Annotated in this window: 15 protein-coding genes; 6 read left to right on the plus strand and 9 right to left on the minus strand. The window is 61.9% G+C overall.

Annotated features, from left to right (window positions below):
* The first annotated feature begins 14 nt into the window (after positions 1 to 14).
* Positions 15 to 974 carry a glutathione S-transferase family protein gene (locus tag ACF8EA_RS25070; RefSeq protein ID WP_392523632.1) on the plus strand — a complete coding sequence of 320 codons (960 nt, stop codon included), beginning with the start codon at positions 15 to 17 and terminating at the stop codon, positions 972 to 974.
* A 33-nt stretch (positions 975 to 1,007) separates the two neighbouring features.
* Here the strand turns inward: ACF8EA_RS25070 and cysG are convergent, their stop codons facing one another.
* The 6 genes from cysG to ACF8EA_RS25100 form a co-directional block, all read right to left on the minus strand.
* On the minus strand, positions 1,008 to 2,399 hold the full coding sequence (gene cysG / locus ACF8EA_RS25075; protein WP_392523634.1) for a siroheme synthase CysG: 1,392 nt from the start codon (positions 2,397 to 2,399) through the stop codon (positions 1,008 to 1,010).
* A complete protein-coding gene (gene serS / locus ACF8EA_RS25080; protein WP_101196159.1) occupies positions 2,400 to 3,680 on the minus strand; it encodes a serine--tRNA ligase in 1,281 nt (426 codons plus the stop codon).
* 30 nt (positions 3,681 to 3,710) lie between these two features.
* On the minus strand, positions 3,711 to 4,085 hold the full coding sequence (crcB, locus tag ACF8EA_RS25085) for a fluoride efflux transporter CrcB (protein ID WP_021782157.1): 375 nt from the start codon (positions 4,083 to 4,085) through the stop codon (positions 3,711 to 3,713).
* Positions 4,082 to 5,407, minus strand: coding sequence for a replication-associated recombination protein A (locus ACF8EA_RS25090; RefSeq protein ID WP_010954809.1), 1,326 nt, complete (start codon positions 5,405 to 5,407; stop codon positions 4,082 to 4,084). Before ACF8EA_RS25090 ends, crcB begins: the two co-directional genes overlap by 4 nt.
* Positions 5,408 to 5,419: 12 nt before the next feature.
* Positions 5,420 to 6,043 (minus strand): outer membrane lipoprotein chaperone LolA, encoded by a 624-nt coding sequence (lolA, locus tag ACF8EA_RS25095; protein ID WP_021782156.1) that lies wholly within the window; start codon positions 6,041 to 6,043, stop codon positions 5,420 to 5,422.
* Between the two features lie 62 nt (positions 6,044 to 6,105).
* Positions 6,106 to 8,598 carry a DNA translocase FtsK 4TM domain-containing protein gene (locus ACF8EA_RS25100; protein WP_392523635.1) on the minus strand — a complete coding sequence of 831 codons (2,493 nt, stop codon included), beginning with the start codon at positions 8,596 to 8,598 and terminating at the stop codon, positions 6,106 to 6,108.
* Positions 8,599 to 8,993: 395 nt separating this feature from the next.
* Here ACF8EA_RS25100 and aat point away from each other — a divergent pair, with 395 nt between their 5' ends.
* The 3 genes from aat to infA all read left to right on the plus strand — a co-directional run bounded on the left by aat (position 8,994) and on the right by infA (position 10,758).
* A complete protein-coding gene (gene aat, locus ACF8EA_RS25105; RefSeq protein ID WP_021782154.1) occupies positions 8,994 to 9,674 on the plus strand; it encodes a leucyl/phenylalanyl-tRNA--protein transferase in 681 nt (226 codons plus the stop codon).
* Positions 9,675 to 9,730: 56 nt separating this feature from the next.
* Positions 9,731 to 10,438, plus strand: coding sequence for an arginyltransferase (locus ACF8EA_RS25110; protein WP_392523637.1), 708 nt, complete (start codon positions 9,731 to 9,733; stop codon positions 10,436 to 10,438).
* Positions 10,439 to 10,539: 101 nt separating this feature from the next.
* Positions 10,540 to 10,758 (plus strand): translation initiation factor IF-1, encoded by a 219-nt coding sequence (gene infA / locus ACF8EA_RS25115; protein WP_002553999.1) that lies wholly within the window; start codon positions 10,540 to 10,542, stop codon positions 10,756 to 10,758.
* A gap of 86 nt (positions 10,759 to 10,844) precedes the next feature.
* Here the strand turns inward: infA and clpA are convergent, their stop codons facing one another.
* Both clpA and clpS read right to left on the minus strand, forming a co-directional pair.
* Positions 10,845 to 13,115 carry an ATP-dependent Clp protease ATP-binding subunit ClpA gene (gene clpA / locus ACF8EA_RS25120; RefSeq protein ID WP_012051826.1) on the minus strand — a complete coding sequence of 757 codons (2,271 nt, stop codon included), beginning with the start codon at positions 13,113 to 13,115 and terminating at the stop codon, positions 10,845 to 10,847.
* Between the two features lie 30 nt (positions 13,116 to 13,145).
* Positions 13,146 to 13,508, minus strand: a complete 363-nt coding sequence (clpS, locus tag ACF8EA_RS25125) for an ATP-dependent Clp protease adapter ClpS (protein WP_003251220.1) — start codon at positions 13,506 to 13,508, stop codon at positions 13,146 to 13,148.
* A gap of 230 nt (positions 13,509 to 13,738) precedes the next feature.
* Here clpS and cspD point away from each other — a divergent pair, with 230 nt between their 5' ends.
* Positions 13,739 to 14,005 carry a cold shock domain-containing protein CspD gene (cspD, locus tag ACF8EA_RS25130; protein ID WP_103469817.1) on the plus strand — a complete coding sequence of 89 codons (267 nt, stop codon included), beginning with the start codon at positions 13,739 to 13,741 and terminating at the stop codon, positions 14,003 to 14,005.
* A 71-nt stretch (positions 14,006 to 14,076) separates the two neighbouring features.
* Here cspD and icd read toward each other — a convergent pair whose 3' ends face one another.
* Complete coding sequence (gene icd, locus ACF8EA_RS25135; protein WP_021782151.1) at positions 14,077 to 15,333, minus strand: NADP-dependent isocitrate dehydrogenase; 1,257 nt, start codon at positions 15,331 to 15,333, stop codon at positions 14,077 to 14,079.
* A gap of 414 nt (positions 15,334 to 15,747) precedes the next feature.
* Between icd and ACF8EA_RS25140 the strand changes: the two genes are divergently transcribed.
* The gene (locus ACF8EA_RS25140; RefSeq protein ID WP_103469819.1) at positions 15,748 to 17,973 is read left to right on the plus strand and encodes an NADP-dependent isocitrate dehydrogenase; all 2,226 of its coding nucleotides are present in this window, start codon (positions 15,748 to 15,750) and stop codon (positions 17,971 to 17,973) included.
* Positions 17,974 to 18,101 lie beyond the last annotated feature (128 nt).

Consider the following 18,101-nt stretch of genomic DNA (forward strand, 5'->3'; position numbering starts at 1 on the left):
TTCAGGAGCTCACCATGGGCCTATTGATCGATGGCCGCTGGCACGACCAGTGGTATGAAAACGGCAAAGACGGCACGTTCAAGCGAGAGAACGCCCAGCGCCGCAATCAGTTGCCCGCGCCCGAGGCAGGCCGCTACCACCTGTACGTGTCGCTGGCCTGCCCATGGGCCCACCGCACCCTGATCTTTCGCGCGCTGAAAGGCCTGGAGCCATTGATCGACGTGTCGGTGGTCAGCTGGCTGATGCAGGACCATGGCTGGACCTTCGATCAGCAGCAAGGCTCCAGCGGGGACCACCTAGACGCGCTGCACTACCTGCACCAGCGCTACACCCAGGATGACCCGCACTACACGGGGCGCGTGACGGTGCCTGTGCTGTGGGACAAGAAAGAGAAGCGCATCGTCAACAATGAGTCGGCGGAAATCATCCGCATATTCAACAGCGCATTCAACGAGCTGACTGGCAATACCCTGGACCTTTACCCCGAATCGCTGCGCCCGAGCATCGAAGCATTGAACGAGCGCATCTACCCGGCGGTGAACAATGGTGTGTACCGCGCAGGCTTTGCCACCACGCAAGACGCCTACGAGGCTGCCTTTGACGATGTGTTCAACGAGCTGGATTACCTGGAAGCCTTGCTAGGCCGCAATCGCTACCTGGCGGGTGAGTACCTGACCGAGGCTGATGTACGCCTGTTCACTACACTGGTGCGCTTCGACGCCGTGTACCACGGGCACTTCAAGTGCAACCTGCGCCGCCTGAGCGACTACCACAACCTGTCGAACTGGCTGCGTGAGCTGTACCAATGGCCTGGGGTGGCAGGTACAGTGAACATGGAGCATATCCAGAAGCACTATTACATGAGCCACAAGACCATCAACCCGAACGGGATTGTGCCTAAAGGGCCATTGCAGGACTTTGGCTTGCCGCATGATCGAGAGCGGTTGGTGGGCAAAGGGATTTGGCAGGCTTGAGAAAGCCGGGGCTGCTTTGCAGCCCCAACGATTTCAGCTGTTCTGCGAACCTTCGAACCAGGCCAGCTTGTCACGCAACTGCACCACTTCCCCCACAATCACCAGGGTCGGCGCATGCACCTCATGCTGGGCCACCAGGTCTGGCAAGTCCGCCAAGGTACCGGTGAATACTCGCTGATTACGCGTGGTCCCCTGCTGCACCAACGCCGCCGGGGTACTCGCGGCACGCCCGTGGCGAATCAGCTCGGCACAGATGGTCGGCAAGCCCACCAACCCCATGTAGAACACCAAGGTCTGCGCCGGCGCCACCAGGTCATTCCACGGCAGGTTGCTGGTGCCATCCTTGAGGTGCCCGGTGACAAAGCGCACCGACTGGGCATAGTCGCGGTGAGTCAGCGGAATGCCGCCATACGCGGAGCAGCCGCTGGCCGCCGTAATGCCCGGCACCACCTGGAACGGAATGCCATGCTCGGCCAGCTCTTCGATCTCTTCGCCGCCCCGGCCGAAGATGAACGGGTCGCCACCCTTCAGGCGCAGCACCCGCTTGCCCTGCCGGGCCAGGTCGACCAACAGGCGGTTGATCTGGGCCTGCGGCACTGAATGGTCAGCGCGGCGCTTGCCTACATAGATGCGCTCGGCATCACGACGACACATATCGATGATGGCGGGCGCAACCAGGCGGTCGTACAGCACTACGTCGGCCTGCTGCATCAGGCGCAAGGCACGGAAGGTCAGCAAGTCCGGATCACCCGGGCCTGCACCAACCAAATACACCTCACCGCCCTGCTGCACCGGTGCGCCGTCTACCATCGCCTGCAACAGACGTTCGGCTTCAGCACCCTGCCCGGCCAGCTGACGCTCGGCGATCGGCCCCTGGAATACGGTTTCCCAGAAGCCGCGACGCTGGTTGACATCCGGGTACAGGGATTTGACCTTGTGCCGAAAGCGTGCCGCCAGCCCGGCCAACTCACCATAGGCCGAAGGGATCCACGCCTCGAGCTTGGCTCGAATCAGGCGCGCCAGTACCGGGGCGTCACCGCCGCTGGAAACAGCAATAACCAGCGGAGAGCGGTCTACGATCGCCGGGAAGATCACCGTACACAGGGCCGGCGCATCCACCACATTGACCGGCAGGCTAAGCGCCTGCGCATCAGCCGACACCTGGGCATTCAGCCCTGGGTCGTCGGTGGCCGCGATCACCAGCCGGCAACCGACCAGGTCGGCTGCCTGATAGCCACGCACCAGCACCTCACCGCCACCTTCCCGGGCCAACGCGGCCAACTGGCCGTCGACGTCCGGCGCCACCACGCGCAGCACGCCGCCGGCATCGGCCAGCAGGCGCGCCTTGCGCAAGGCGATCTCACCGCCACCGACGACCAGCACGCGGCCGCCCTGCAGCTTGTGGAACAGCGGCAGGTAATCCATTTAGCGGATGACCTCGACGCCGCCCATGTACGGTTTCAGCACTTCCGGCACCAGGATCGAACCGTCGGCCTGCTGGTAGTTTTCCAGCACAGCAACCAAGGTACGGCCTACGGCCAGGCCGGAGCCGTTGAGCGTATGTACCAGCTCCGGCTTGCCGGTTTCCGGGTTGCGCCAGCGAGCCTGCATGCGGCGCGCCTGGAAGTCGCCGCAGTTGGAGCACGAGCTGATTTCGCGATACTTGTCCTGGCTTGGCACCCACACTTCCAGGTCGTAGGTTTTCACCGCACCAAAGCCCATGTCGCCAGTGCACAGGGCCAGCACGCGGTATGGCAGCTCAAGCAACTGCAGTACGCGCTCGGCGTTGGCGGTCAGGCCTTCCAGGGCTTCCATCGACTTGGCCGGCTCTACTACCTGTACCATCTCGACTTTGTCGAACTGGTGCTGGCGGATCATGCCGCGGGTGTCACGGCCGGAAGCGCCGGCTTCGCTGCGGAAGCAGGGGGTGTGGGCAACCAGTTTCAGCGGCAGCTGCTTGGCGTCGAGGATTTCACCCGCCACCAGGTTGGTCAGCGACACTTCGGCGGTCGGGATCAGGTAGAAGTCAGCCTCACCTTCGCGGGTGATCTTGAACAGGTCTTCCTCGAACTTCGGCAACTGGCCAGTGCCCTGCAGCGCCGGGGCCTGCACCATGTACGGGGTGTAGTGTTCCTCGTAGCCATGTTCGCCGGTGTGCAGGTTGATCATGAACTGCGCCAGGGCGCGGTGCAGACGGGCAACCGGACCACGCAGTACAGCAAAACGGGCGCCGGACAGCTTGGCAGCCGCTTCGAAGTCCAGGCCACCGCTGATTTCACCAAGGGCCACATGGTCCTTGATTTCGAAGTCGAACGCCTTCGGCGTGCCCCAACGCCGCACTTCGACGTTGTCGTCCTCGCTGGCACCGACCGGTACGCTGGCGTCCGGCAGGTTGGGAATGGTCAACAGGATGCCATCCAGCTCGGCCTGAATGGCGTCCAGCTCGGCCTTGCCGGCAGTCAGTTCGTTGGCCATGCGCTCGACATCAGCCATCAGCGGGGCGATGTCTTCGCCCTTGGCCTTGGCCTGGCCGATGGACTTGGAACGGGCGTTACGCTCAGCTTGCAGTTGTTCGGTGCGGGTCTGCACCGCCTTGCGGCGCTCTTCCAGTGATTCGATGCGCGCGACATCCAGGCTGAAGCCACGGGAGGCCAGGCGGTCCGCCACTTCCTGAAGTTGGCCGCGTAACAGTTTGGAATCGAGCATATCGTTCTCTCGTTATATGTAGGTGTTGGTTCAGAATCGGGTCAGGGACAGGCCAGCCCAGGTTGCGAGCAGCCCGCCCACCACGCTGATACTGGTATAGCCCAAGGCAAGGGGCACTTGCCCGCTTTCCATCAGGCGCACGGTATCGAGCGAGAAGGAGGAAAAGGTCGTCAGGCCACCGAGAAAGCCGACAATGAGGCCGGCGCGCAATTCGACCGGCGCCAACGGCTTGTGCAAGAACAAACCATAGAGCAAGCCGATCAGCAGGCAGCCAACCAGGTTGACCGCCAGCGTACCGACATAGAAGTGCCGTGGCCAGTGTGCCGCTACCCAGTTGGTGGTAGCAAAGCGCAACAAGGTGCCGGCGATACCTCCCGCGCTGACCGCGGCGATGAGTGCAATCACGGTTTTCTCCGCTGACGAGGGCTGTTGCGGTCAAGGTCGGCCAGGTGGCGCAGCTTCTCGCCAATTTTCAGTTCCAGGCCTCGGGGCACCGGCTGATAGTACTGGCGTGGCTCCAGTTCGTCGGGGAAGTAATCCTCACCAGCAGCGTAGGCGTCGGGCTCATCGTGGGCATAGCGGTACTCGTCGCCATAGCCCAACTGCTTCATCAGCTTGGTCGGGGCATTGCGCAGGTGCAACGGCACCTCCAGCGAACCGTGCTCGGCCGCTTCGCGCAGGGCAGTCTTGAAGCCCACGTAAACCGCGTTGCTCTTGGGCGCACAGGCCAGGTAGGTGATGGCCTGGGCCACCGCCAACTCGCCCTCTGGACTGCCAAGGCGTTCCTGCACATCCCAGGCTGCCAGGCACAGGCTAAGCGCACGCGGGTCGGCATTGCCGATGTCCTCGCTGGCCATGCGCACCACGCGGCGGGCGATGTACAGCGGATCACAGCCGCCGTCGAGCATGCGGGCAAACCAGTACAGGGCGCCATCGGGGTTGGAGCCGCGCACCGACTTGTGCAGCGCGGATATCTGGTCGTAGAACGCCTCGCCACCCTTGTCGAAACGGCGGCGACTGTCACCCAGCAGGCTCTGCAGCATCTCGACGTCGATCTCGCTGCCGTCTTCAGCCAGGTCCGAGGCGTTCTCAAGGAAGTTGAGCATGCGCCGGCCATCGCCGTCGGCGGCGGCCATCAGCATCTTGAAGGCGTCGTCGCCCACCCGCAGGTTACGCTTGCCCAGGCCACGCTCTTCCGTCAGCGCACGGTTGACCAGCTTGCGCAGGGCCGCTTCGTCAAGGCTCTTGAGCACATACACCCGCGCCCGCGACAGCAGCGCATTGTTCAGCTCGAACGAGGGGTTTTCGGTGGTGGCACCGATGAACAGCAGGGTGCCGTCCTCGACATAGGGCAAAAAGGCGTCCTGCTGCGACTTGTTGAAGCGGTGCACCTCGTCAACGAACAGGATGGTGCGACGGCCATACTGGCCAGCCTGCTGTTTGGCCACCTCCACCGCCTGGCGGATCTCTTTCACCCCGGCCAGCACCGCCGACACCGTTTCGAAGTGCGCATCACAGAACTGCGCCAGCAACCGCGCCAGCGTAGTCTTGCCGACCCCGGGCGGCCCCCAGAAGATCATCGAGTGCAGCGCACCTTGTTCCAGGGCCTCGCGCAGCGGTTTGCCGCGCGCCAGCAGGTGCTCCTGGCCGACGTACTCATCCAGGCTGGACGGGCGCAGGCGGGCGGCCAGAGGCTGGGCGACGGGTTCGCTTCGAAACAGGTCCATGGCGAGCTCTGGTTACTCCTTGATCACGTCCGCGCCCTTGGGGATGTCGAACTTGAACTTGCTGTCCGGTACCGCCTGGTTGGCCTTGACGCCATTGAACAGGATGTTGGTGCGCTGGCCGACGCTGTCGATCAGTTGCATGTCATTGATCAGGCCTTTGCGGAACGACACGCGCAGCGAGTCGAACAGGGTGTCCTTTGTCTTTGGCTTGAGGGTGAAGTCCATCACTTCGCCCTGCTCCTTGGACGCGATATCAAAGCTCTGGCTGATCTTCGACACGTCACCGGACAACAGCAGGGCTGGGGTCTGGTTCAGGCGCACGTCGAGCTTCTTGATGGTGGCCTGTTCCAGGTCCGGGTCCCACAGGGTGACATTCTTGCCGTCCGACACCACCACTTGCTCCTGTGGCGCATCGGTATGCCAGTAGAACAGGCCTGGGCGCTTGACCGTCATCTTGCCCGAGGTTTCCTGCAGGCTGACGCCATCGGCGCCCAGAGTCAGCTGGGAGAAGTTGGCCTCGATGGTCTGCGACTTTTCCAGCAACTGGGTCAGGCGTTGTACGTCTTGCTCACCGGCATAAGCAGTAACCGAGCCCAGGGTCAGGGCAGAAACCAACAGCATGCGAATCGCGCGCATGGGAATCCTCATTGAGCGTTGAAAAGGCCGGGCGCCACCGTTGGCGCCCGGCAGGGTGTTCATCAGTCGCGCGGGCCGCCCGGGGCTATCACTTCCCGCGAGCCGTTGCTGTTCATCGGGGTGACAACGCCGGCCATCTCCATCGACTCAATCATGCGCGCGGCACGGTTGTAGCCGATCTTCAGCTTGCGTTGCACGGCAGAAATGGAGGCACGACGGCTCTCGAGCACGAATTGCACCGCTTCATCATACAGCGCGTCGGTTTCGGCATCGTCACCGTCGCCACCACCGCCGCCGCCATCAAAGCCGCTACCGGCTTCTTCGACGCCGTTGAGAATGTCGTCGTTGTAGTCCGGGGCACCACGCAGCTTCCACGCCTCGACCGTGCGGTGCACTTCGTCGTCGGACACGAACGCGCCGTGTACCCGGATCGGCAGGCTGGTGCCCGGCGGCATGTACAGCATGTCGCCATGGCCCAGCAGCTGTTCGGCACCGCCCTGATCGATGATGGTACGCGAGTCGATCTTGCTCGACACCTGGAACGCCATACGGGTCGGGATGTTGGCCTTGATCAGGCCGGTGATCACGTCCACCGACGGGCGCTGGGTGGCGAGGATCAGGTGGATACCCGCCGCTCGCGCCTTCTGCGCGATACGGGCGATCAGCTCTTCGACCTTCTTGCCGACGATCATCATCATGTCGGCGAATTCGTCCACCACCACCACGATGGTCGGCAGGGTTTTCAATGCAGGCGGCTCATCATCCATGCTCTCACGGCGATACAGCGGGTCGTGGATGATTTCGCCTGCTTCCTGGGCGTCCTTGATCTTGCGGTTGAAACCGGCCAGGTTACGCACGCCCATGGCCGCCATCAGTTTGTAGCGCCGCTCCATCTCCGCCACGCTCCAGCGCAGGGCGTTGGCGGCGTCCTTCATGTCGGTGACCACCGGGCACAACAGGTGCGGGATGCCTTCGTAGATCGACAGTTCAAGCATTTTCGGGTCGATCATGATCAGCCGCGCGTCTTCCGGGCTGGACTTGAACAGGATCGACAAAATCATCGCGTTCACACCCACCGACTTACCGGAGCCGGTCGTACCGGCTACCAACAGGTGGGGCATCTTGGCCAGGTCGGTGATCACCGGCTTGCCGCCAATGTCGTGGCCCAGCGCCAGCGTGACGGGCGATTTCTGCTCGTCGTACTGCGACGTGGCCAGCACTTCGGAGAAGCGCACCATCTGGCGGTTTTCGTTGGGTATCTCGATACCCACCGTGGTCTTGCCAGGGATGACCTCGACCACTCGCACACTGGTCACGGCCAGCGAGCGCGCCAGGTCCTTGGCCAGGTTGGCGATGCGGCTGACCTTCACGCCGGCGGCCGGCTGAATTTCGTAACGGGTAATCACCGGGCCGGGGTGGATCGAATCCACCGTCACTTCAACACCGAACTCCTTGAGCTTGATTTCCAGCAACTGGCCGACGCCGGCCAGGGATTCTGGCGAATACTCGATCTTCTTCTGCTCGGCCGGGTCGAGAATGGAAATCGAAGGCAAGGTGCCCTCCACGGCGCTGTCGACGAACAGCGGCGCCTGCTTTTCCTTCATCGCCCGCTTGCTCGGCTCCGGCGCCCTGGCGGCTGACGGCGGCACAATGGTGGGCGCTGGGTGCTGCTGGCGGGGCGCCACGGTTTCACGCGGCGCCAATGCCTCAGGCGCCGCTTCACGCGGAGGTACTATCGGTTCGCGTGCAAGGGTCGGCTCAATCGGCTGGGCGGGTTTTTCTTCACGCTTGAGGATGCGCTCGCGCAGCGACGGCTTGGCCGGCTCGCGCGTCTCGGCAGCCATTGGCGCAGCCTTGAACACCGGCTCGTCCTCGCGCAGCTGTGCCTCAAGGCGCTTGCGCTCGTTGCGCGCATCCCACCAGCGGGTGGCCGCGCCCTGCACCAGTTCGAGCAGGTCGAGGGTGATCTTGCCTGTCAGGTCCATCACCTTGAACCACGACAGGTCGGTGAAGACGGTCAGGCCGAACAGGAACAGGGCAATGAACATCAGCGTGCTGCCCTGCACGTTCAGCAGGTTGCGCGCCAGATCACCCAGGCTTTCGCCCAACGCACCACCGGCGGAGAACGGCAGGCCGGCTGACGGGTGGAAGTGGATATGCGCCAGCGCCGCCCCCGACAGCACCAGGAACACCAGGCCAATCAGCCGCCAGGAGAACAGCCAGCCGCTCCAGTCCCACGGCTGGTGGCGTTCGCGGAAAATCTGCCAGGTCTTGACCGCCAGCAGCAGCGGGAAAATATAGGCGAAGTAACCCAGCACCATGAACAGGATGTCGGCAAAGTAGGCACCGGCACGCCCGGCAGCATTCTGCACCTGGTCGACGTTGCTGGTGTGGCTGAAGCCCGGGTCCGAGGTGTCGTAGGTCAGCAGCGCCATCCACAGGTACAGGCACAGGGCGCCGACAGCGATCAACGCACCTTCCTTGAGGCGATAATGCAGCTGCTGCCGCCACAGTGGCACAGGCAATGGAGCTGGAGTTGCGGTGGATTTCTTCAAAACGCGTCTATTCCTGCGCGTGGTGCGCGTCCAATAGTGATCGGCCGCTGCGCGACCAACGAACCACTACTTTTAACATTACTGCCCGCCAGCCGCCATGGCGGCACGCCGTATGGGGGTTTGGCCGGAGGCGAATTCGTATAGCTGCAATTTGAGCACGCATTTTCTTTTGTGACAAAGGCTTATGCTGTGTTTTTGCACAGGTGTGACAGCAAATGTAGCGGATGGTGCCTGCGGTTTGATGAATGTGTAGGAAATTGCCTAAATTGCCGTGCCCCTCTGTAGGGGTAGCCTTGTGCAGGGTACCGCGCCGGCGTTGAGGCCCCCAAAGAGATTGACCCCGCTTTTGACCCAAGCCATGCTGCCCTCTCCCCTCCCCCACCGCACGATAGACCATGCTCACCTGGCTGACCCGCGATTCGCTGACCTTCCCACCCCTGGAAAAGGCGCTGCACGACCCCAACGGCCTACTGGCCGCCGGCGGTGACCTGAGCCCCGAGCGCCTGGTGCAGGCGTATCGCCACGGCTGCTTCCCGTGGTACCAAGACGGCCAACCGATCCTGTGGTGGTCACCTGACCCGCGCACGGTGTTGTTGCCTGACCAGTTGCATGTGTCGCGCTCGCTGGCCAAGCTGATGCGCCAAGGCCGCTACCAGGTCAGCTTCGACACCGACTTCCCGGGCGTGATCGCCGCCTGCGCCGCACCACGCGATTACGCTGACGGCACCTGGATCACCGACACCATGCGCAACGCCTACTGCGAGCTGCACCGCCGCGGCATCGCTCATTCGGTTGAAGTTCGCCAGGACGGCGAACTGGTCGGAGGCCTTTATGGCCTGGCCATGGGCCAGCTGTTCTTTGGCGAATCGATGTTCAGCCGCGCCGACAACGCCTCCAAGGTCGGTTTCGTGACCTTGGTCAACCACCTGCGAGACGCCGGCTTCGTGCTTATCGACTGCCAGATGCCCACCAACCACCTGCACAGCCTGGGCGCCCACGCCATCAGCCGTGCCGAGTTCGCCAACTACCTGGCACGCCACCTTGACCAGCCCAACAGCGCTTCATGGGTTGCCTAGGCGAGTTCCCGTAGCTGGCTTACACTTAAAACAAAGTCTCACCGAAGGGGTTGATCATGACAGAGTTGGCGCGGTTGAAGTTCTATGCCACTCAGCCCCACTCCTGCAGCTATCTGCCGGAAGAGCAGGCGACCACACTGTTCCTCGACCCCAGCCAGCCGATGGACGTACATGTGTACGCCGATTTGTCGGAAATGGGCTTTCGTCGCAGTGGCGACCACCTGTACCGCCCGCACTGCCAGAACTGCAACGCCTGCGTGCCGGCGCGCATCCCGGCGGCGCGCTTCATCCCCAACCGCCAGCAGCGGCGCATTCTCAAGCGTAACGCCGACCTGACCGTAACCGCGGCACGCCCGGCGTTCAGGGAAGAGTCTTTCGAGCTGTACCGGCGCTATATCGAAACGCGCCACGCCGATGGCGACATGTACCCGCCCAGCCGCGATCAGTTTTCCACCTTCCTGGTGCGCGACCTGCCGTTCTGCTGGTTTTACGAGTTTCGCCTGGAAGGCCGGTTGATGGCGGTGGCAGTGTGCGACCTGCTGCCCAATGGCCTGTCGGCGGTATACACCTTCTACGAGCCGGACGAGGAGCGCCGCAGCCTTGGCCGTTTCGCCATTCTCTGGCAGATCACCGAAGCGCTGCGCCAGAACCTGGACGCGGTTTACCTGGGCTACTGGATCAAGAACTGCAAGAAGATGAACTACAAGACGCAGTACCGGCCTATCGAGCTGCTGATAAACCAGCGCTGGGTCACCCTCAACTGAAAGCATTGGCTTGACACGCAGTTTTCCGGCATAATCCACGCCACTTTTTTGCCCGGTGCGGATATGCGTCGGGCTAACACTGGATCCGAGGGCTCAACTGCATGTCGAAAGAAGACAGCTTCGAAATGGAAGGTACTGTCGTCGACACCCTGCCCAACACCATGTTCCGCGTGGAGTTGGAAAACGGGCACGTCGTAACCGCGCACATCTCCGGAAAGATGCGCAAGAACTACATCCGTATTCTCACTGGCGACAAGGTCCGCGTCGAGCTGACGCCGTACGACCTGAGCAAGGGCCGCATCACCTACCGTGCGCGCTAAGCTCAAGCCATGAAAAAGCCCGGCCAGGTGCCGGGCTTTTTTGTGCCTTATGAAATTGCAAGGGGCCGCCAAGCAGCCCCTGCACATCACGCGACCTCAGCCGTAGTCTCGAAGTCGAACACAAGTTCGCCATCGCGCAGGTCGACGTGCACCACGCCACCGTGCTCGGCCAGCTCGCCAAACAGGATCTCCTCGGCCAAAGGCCGCTTGATCTTGTCCTGGATCAGCCGCGCCATTGGCCGCGCACCCATCTGCACGTCATAGCCCGACACCGCCAGCCAACCGCGCGCTTCATCGCTGACTTCCAGCAGCACACGCTTGTCTTCCAACTGCGCCTGCAGTTCGATAAGGAACTTGTCGACGATGCTTTTGATCGTCTCCGTGCTCAGGCGGCCAAACTGGATGATGGTGTCCAGACGGTTGCGGAACTCTGGCGTGAAGCTTTTGCGGATCACTTCCATGGCATCGGACGCATGGTCCTGATGGGTGAAGCCGATCGACGCCCGCGCCGCGGTTTCTGCACCGGCGTTGGTGGTCATGATCAGGATCACGTTACGGAAGTCGGCCTTGCGCCCGTTGTTGTCGGTCAGGGTCCCGTGGTCCATCACCTGCAGCAGCAGATTGAAGACTTCCGGGTGGGCCTTCTCGATTTCGTCGAGCAACAATACGCAGTGCGGCTGTTTGGTGATCGCCTCCGTCAACAAGCCACCCTGGTCAAAACCGACATAACCCGGCGGCGCACCAATCAAACGCGACACGGTGTGACGCTCCATGTACTCAGACATGTCGAAACGCACCAACTCCACACCCAGCGCCTTGGCCAGCTGCCGTGCCGCTTCGGTCTTGCCGACGCCGGTAGGGCCGGCGAACAGGAACGAACCCACCGGCTTGTCTGGCGACTTGAGGCCGGCACGGGACAGCTTGATCGCGGTGGCCAGCGAGTCGATTGCCTGGTCCTGGCCAAACACGGTCAGTTTCAGGTCGCGCTCAAGGTTACGCAGCAATTCCTTGTCGGAACTGGTGACATGCTTCGGCGGAATACGCGCAATCTTGGCGACGATGTCCTCCACTTGCGGCACATCGATGCGCTTGACGCGATTGGCCTCCGGCTGCAGGCGCTGGTAAGCGCCAGCCTCGTCGATCACATCGATGGCCTTGTCAGGCATGTGCCGGTCATTGATGTAGCGCGAGGCCAGTTCGGCGGCGGCGCGCAGGGCTTCGTCGCTGTACTCGATGTTGTGGTGGCTTTCGAAACGCCCTTTCAGGCCGCGCAGAATGCCCACGGTGTCTTCGACCGATGGCTCGCTGACATCCACCTTCTGGAAGCGACGCGCCAGGGCGCGATCCTTCTCGAAGATGCCGCGAAACTCCTGGAACGTGGTCGAACCGATGCAGCGGATTTCACCCGACGACAGCAGCGGCTTGAGCAGATTGGAGGCATCCATCACCCCGCCCGACGCCGCACCGGCACCGATGATGGTGTGAATTTCGTCAATGAACAGGATGGCCTGCGGACGCTTGCGCAGCTCACCGAGCAGCGCCTTGAAGCGCTTCTCGAAGTCACCACGGTATTTGGTACCGGCCAGCAAGGCGCCCAGATCGAGGGAGTACACCACGCTCTGCGCCAGCAGGTCGGGCACCTGACCATCGACGATGCGCTTGGCCAGGCCTTCGGCGATGGCCGTCTTGCCCACGCCTGCCTCACCCACCAGCAGCGGGTTGTTCTTGCGCCGGCGGGCCAGGATTTGCGCCACACGCTCCACTTCCTGCTCGCGACCGACCAGCGGGTCGATGCGGCCGGCACGGGCCAGCTCGTTCAGGTTGCTGGCGTAGGCGTCCAGCGGGTTGCTCGAAGAGGAGGTTTCACCGCCCTCTTCGTCCTGCATGTCCTGGTCGCTTTCAGATTGCGCACCATGCCCTGGCACCTTGGAGATGCCATGGGCGATGTAGTTGACCACGTCGATACGGGCCACGCTCTGCTGCTTGAGCAGGAACACGGCCTGGCTTTCCTGTTCGCTGAAGATCGCCACCAGCACGTTGGCGCCGGTCACTTCGCGCTTGCCAGAGCTTTGCACGTGGAACACGGCACGCTGCAGCACGCGCTGGAAGCCCAGGGTCGGCTGGGTTTCACGGTCTTCGTCGTTCACAGGGATCAACGGCGTGGTGGAATCGATGAACTCTTGCAGGTCGTGCTTGAGCTTGTCGAGATTGGCGCCACAGGCGCGCAGAACGGTCGCGGCAGCCTCATTGTCAAGGAGTGCCAGCAGCAGATGTTCGACGGTCATGAACTCATGACGCTTCGAACGGGCCTCCTTGAAGGCAAGATTGAGGGTGACTTCGAGCTCGCGGTTTAACATAGCTTCACCTCATACCCAAGTGGTCGGCGATTAACCGTCCTTCTCGATTTCACAGAGTAGCGGATGCTGGCTTTCCCTGGCGTATTGGTTGACCTGCATAGCCTTTGTTTCGGCGATGTCACGGGTAAACAATCCGCACACTGCCCGCCCTTCGGTATGGACGGTCAGCATGATCTTGGTCGCCAGCTCGCGGTTCAGACTGAAGAACGTCTCGAGCACTTCGACGACGAAATCCATTGGCGTGTAGTCATCGTTGAACAAAACCACCTTGTACATCGGTGGCGCCTGCAGGATCGGCTTGGCTTCCTGGACTGCAAGACCTGAGCCGTCGTCCTCATTCGATTGCGGGCGATCCTGATTGAATGTTAGTCGAATCTCACTAGGTGCATGCATGGAAAGAATTTCATCATGAGCGTCAGGTTAAGGTTGCGGGTTGACTGCACAGGCCACCGCCAGCGCAGGCGCCGCGTGACCTTGACTATCGGCAAAACGGTGTTACAACCAATAAGAACCCACCGTGGGCGATAAAGATCCGCGCAGTCAACCAGATTTTTCGCAAGGTTCGTATGCGGATGAAGTGGATGATACTCCAGTGATGGAGTCCTTTGCAGAGGGACATAGGGATGGCAAGCGGTAAAGTCAAGTGGTTCAACAATGCCAAGGGCTATGGATTCATCAATGAGGAAGGTAAATCCGATGACCTGTTCGCCCATTATTCCGCCATCCGAATGGACGGATACAAAACCCTGAAGGCAGGCCAGGCCGTGGTATTTGACATCGTCCAGGGCCCCAAAGGCTTGCACGCCATCGAAATCAAGGATGCCGCGGCCGCCGCGGCAGAGGCTGCCAGATCCATCGGCGAGCCGCAAAGCGAAACCGTAAAAGCCTGACTGCCTGCACTGTGCCGGTATACGAAACAACCGGCCGCTTCTTTACAGGAGGCGGCCGGTTTTCTGTTGCTTTACATGTGCTTGATCATTTCGTCGCCAAAGCCTGAGCTGCTTACCAGCTTGGCGCCGTCCATCAGCCGCTCGAAATCGTAGGTCACGGTCTTGGCCGCAATGGCGCCATTGGTGCCCTTGATGATCAGGTCCGCAGCCTCGGTCCACCCCATGTGGCGCAGCATCATCTCTGCCGAGAGGATCACCGAGCCCGGGTTGACCTTGTCCTGCCCGGCATACTTGGGCGCAGTGCCGTGAGTGGCCTCGAACATGGCCACGGTGTCGGACAGGTTGGCGCCCGGCGCAATGCCGATACCGCCCACTTCCGCCGCCAGGGCATCGGACAGGTAGTCACCGTTGAGGTTGAGGGTGGCGATCACGTCGTACTCGGCCGGGCGTAGCAGGATCTGCTGCAGCATGGCGTCGGCAATGGCGTCCTTGACGATGACCTCGCGGCCGGTCTTGGGGTTCTTGAACTTCATCCACGGGCCGCCATCGAGCAGTTCAGCGCCGAACTCGTCACGCGCCACCTCGTACCCCCAGTCCTTGAAGGCCCCCTCGGTGAACTTCATGATGTTGCCCTTGTGCACCAGGGTCAGCGATTCGCGGTCGTTATCCACCACGTATTGCAGGGCCTTGCGCACCAGTCGTTTGGTACCCTCCTTCGACACCGGTTTGACACCAATGCCGCAGTCCTGGTCGAAGCGGATCTTGGTGACACCCATTTCCTCTTTAAGAAACTTGATCACCTTGTCCGCCTCGGGCGATCCGGCTTTCCACTCGATGCCGGCATAGATGTCTTCGGAGTTCTCGCGGAAAATCACCATGTCGACGTCGCCAGGCTTTTTCACCGGGCTCGGTACACCCTGGAACCACAGCACCGGCCGCAGGCACACATACAGGTCCAGTTGCTGGCGCAGGGCCACGTTGAGCGAGCGGATGCCACCACCGACCGGGGTGGTCAGCGGCCCCTTGATCGATACCACATAATCCCGCACGGCATCGAGAGTTTCCTGTGGCAGCCAGGTATCCTGGTCATACACCTGGGTGGCTTTCTCGCCAGCGTACACCTCCATCCAGGCAATCTTGCGCTTGCCGCCGTAGGCCTTCTCCACGGCGGCATCGACCACCTTGATCATCACCGGCGAGACATCGACGCCGATCCCGTCGCCCTCGATGTAAGGAATGATCGGATGATCAGGCACATTAAGCGAATGATCTGCATTGACGGTGATCTTGGCGCCGTCGGTCGGAACCTTGATTTTCTGGTATCCCATGCTTGCACTACTCCGCTGTCGGGTGTGGTTTGGACATCGTGCGATCCACTGAGCCTAAACCACATCTGCCGACCTGCAAGGCATGCGACAACCCGCCACATTGCCGCTTAGTCTTTGGTCTTATAAATGGGCCGATATCACTTGGCCTTGCTGATTAGCCCAAATGGTTTGGTATACTCCGCCGCGACCGAAGGGTCATCGGGGCGAATCCCAGGAAAATGCGGACCGCCCTAGGCCATGAATGGCCACTAAGCCTGGGTTGTTACCGCACCCCAGCACTTGACGCTCGACTGATGCATCCACCATCACCGCTCGCAGCCTCTCGACTTTCCGCTCATGGCGCTGCCAGGGCGATGCGCCTACCCTGCGCACCACGAGACTCGAGCACGCTCAGCACACAGAGAGTTAACCCGCATGCCCACCCGTTCCAAGATCATCTATACCTTCACCGACGAAGCCCCCGCCCTCGCCACTTACTCGCTGCTGCCGATCATCGAAGCGTTCACCGCTTCGGCTGACATCGCTGTCGAAACTCGCGACATTTCCCTGGCTGGCCGTATCCTTGCCGCCTTCCCGGAGCAACTGGGCGCAGAGAAGCAAGTAGGCGATCACCTGGCGGAACTGGGCCAGCTGGCTACCACCCCTGAAGCCAACATCATCAAGCTGCCGAACATCAGCGCCTCGGTACCGCAGCTCAAAGCCGCGATCAAGGAACTGCAAGGCAAGGGCTTCAACATCCCTGACTACGCCGACGAGCCGGCCACCGCGGAAGAAAAAGAATCCCGTGCCCGCTACGACCGCATCAAGGGCTCCGCCGTGAACCCAGTGCTGCGCGAAGGCAACTCCGACCGCCGCGCGCCGCTGTCGGTCAAGAACTACGCCCGCAAGCACCCGCACAAGATGGGCGCCTGGGCCGCTGACTCCAAGTCGCACGTTGCCCACATGACCCAGGGCGACTTCTACGGCAGCGAAAAAGCCGCACTGATCGAAGCTGACGACAGCCTGCGCATCGAGCTGGTCGGCAAAGACGGCAGCACCACCGTGCTGAAAGAAAAGACCGCCGTCAAAGCCGCCGAAGTCATCGACTGCGCCACCATGAGCCGCAAGGCCCTGAAAGCCTTCATCGCCGAGCAGATCGCCGATGCCAAGGCCGCCGGCGTGCTGCTGTCCGTGCACCTGAAAGCCACCATGATGAAGGTCTCCGACCCGATCATGTTCGGCGTCATCGTCGAAGAATTCTACAACGACGTGCTGACCAAGCACGCCGCTGCCCTGGCCGAAGTAGGCTTCAACGCCAACAACGGTATCGGCGACCTGTACGCCCGTATCAAGGACCTGCCAGCCGACAAGCAGGCCGAGATCGAAGCCGACATCCAGGCCCTGTACGCCGAGCGCCCGGCCCTGGCCATGGTCAACTCCGACAAAGGCATCACCAACCTGCACGTGCCGAGCGACGTGATCGTCGACGCCTCGATGCCGGCCATGATCCGTGACTCGGGCAAGATGTGGAACACCGCAGGCGAACTGCAAGACGCCAAGGCCGTGATCCCGGACCGCTGCTATGCCGGCATCTACCAGGCCACCATCGAAGACTGCAAGGCCAACGGCGCCTTCGACCCGACCACCATGGGTAGCGTGCCGAACGTTGGCCTGATGGCGCAAAAGGCCGAAGAGTACGGCTCCCACGACAAGACCTTCCAGATCAACACCGATGGCGTCGTGCGCGTGGTCGATGGCAAGGGCAACGTGGTACTGGAGCAAAGCGTTGAAGCCGGTGACATCTTCCGCATGTGCCAGACCAAGGACGCACCGATCCAGGACTGGGTCAAGCTGGCCGTCAACCGTGCTCGCCTGAGCAACACCCCGGCGGTGTTCTGGCTGGACCCGGCCCGCGCCCACGACGGCGTCATGATCGAGAAGGTGCAGAAGTACCTGAAAGATCACGACACCACCGGCCTGGACATCCGCATCCTGGCACCGGTCGATGCCATCAAGTTCTCCCTGGCCCGCATCCGCGAAGGCAAGGACACCATCTCGGTGACCGGCAACGTGCTGCGCGACTACCTGACCGACCTGTTCCCGATCATGGAACTGGGCACCAGCGCCAAGATGCTGTCGATCGTGCCGCTGATGAGCGGCGGCGGCCTGTTCGAAACCGGCGCCGGCGGTTCGGCTCCGAAGCACGTACAGCAGCTGGTTGAAGAAAACTTCCTGCGTTGGGACTCGCTGGGTGAATTCCTGGCCCTGGCCGCTTCCCTGGAGCACCTGGGCAACACCTACGACAACCCGCGCGCCAAGGTTCTGGCCAACACCCTGGACCAGGCTACCGGCAAGTTCCTCGACACCAACAAGTCGCCGTCGCGCAAAGTCGGTGGCATCGACAACCGCGGCAGCCACTTCTACCTGACCCTGTACTGGGCCGAGGCCTTGGCTGCTCAGTCGGACGACGCTGCCCTGCAGGCACGCTTCGCACCGCTGGCCAAAACCCTGGCAGAGAACGAAGCGACCATCGTCGCCGAGCTCAACGCCGTTCAGGGCAAGCCAGCCGACATCGGCGGCTACTACGCCCCGGATGCCGAGCTGACCGCCAAGGTGATGCGCCCAAGCCAGACCCTGAACAGCGCCATTGCTGCCCTGTAAGGTTCGCTTGAAGTAACAGCACAAACCCCGGCCACGCACCGGGGTTTGTGCTTTCTGGATCGGGGCCGCTGCGCAGCCCTTCGCGGGCTTGCCCGTTCCCACAGGAAAGGTGCTGCCAGCAAGACCTG

Source organism: Pseudomonas sp. YQ_5 (genome assembly GCF_043103305.1).
GTDB lineage: Bacteria > Pseudomonadota > Gammaproteobacteria > Pseudomonadales > Pseudomonadaceae > Aquipseudomonas > Aquipseudomonas putida_Y.

Coding starts and splice junctions, on each gene's coding strand:
- ACF8EA_RS25070 (WP_392523632.1), top strand. CDS start 15: ATGGGCCTATTGATCGATGGCCGCTGGCACGACCAGTGGTATGAAAAC.
- cysG (WP_392523634.1), bottom strand. CDS start 2,399: ATGGATTACCTGCCGCTGTTCCACAAGCTGCAGGGCGGCCGCGTGCTG.
- serS (WP_101196159.1), bottom strand. CDS start 3,680: ATGCTCGATTCCAAACTGTTACGCGGCCAACTTCAGGAAGTGGCGGAC.
- ACF8EA_RS25090 (WP_010954809.1), bottom strand. CDS start 5,407: ATGGACCTGTTTCGAAGCGAACCCGTCGCCCAGCCTCTGGCCGCCCGC.
- lolA (WP_021782156.1), bottom strand. CDS start 6,043: ATGCGCGCGATTCGCATGCTGTTGGTTTCTGCCCTGACCCTGGGCTCG.
- aat (WP_021782154.1), top strand. CDS start 8,994: ATGCTCACCTGGCTGACCCGCGATTCGCTGACCTTCCCACCCCTGGAA.
- ACF8EA_RS25110 (WP_392523637.1), top strand. CDS start 9,731: ATGACAGAGTTGGCGCGGTTGAAGTTCTATGCCACTCAGCCCCACTCC.
- infA (WP_002553999.1), top strand. CDS start 10,540: ATGTCGAAAGAAGACAGCTTCGAAATGGAAGGTACTGTCGTCGACACC.
- clpA (WP_012051826.1), bottom strand. CDS start 13,115: ATGTTAAACCGCGAGCTCGAAGTCACCCTCAATCTTGCCTTCAAGGAG.
- clpS (WP_003251220.1), bottom strand. CDS start 13,508: ATGCATGCACCTAGTGAGATTCGACTAACATTCAATCAGGATCGCCCG.
- cspD (WP_103469817.1), top strand. CDS start 13,739: ATGGCAAGCGGTAAAGTCAAGTGGTTCAACAATGCCAAGGGCTATGGA.
- icd (WP_021782151.1), bottom strand. CDS start 15,333: ATGGGATACCAGAAAATCAAGGTTCCGACCGACGGCGCCAAGATCACC.
- ACF8EA_RS25140 (WP_103469819.1), top strand. CDS start 15,748: ATGCCCACCCGTTCCAAGATCATCTATACCTTCACCGACGAAGCCCCC.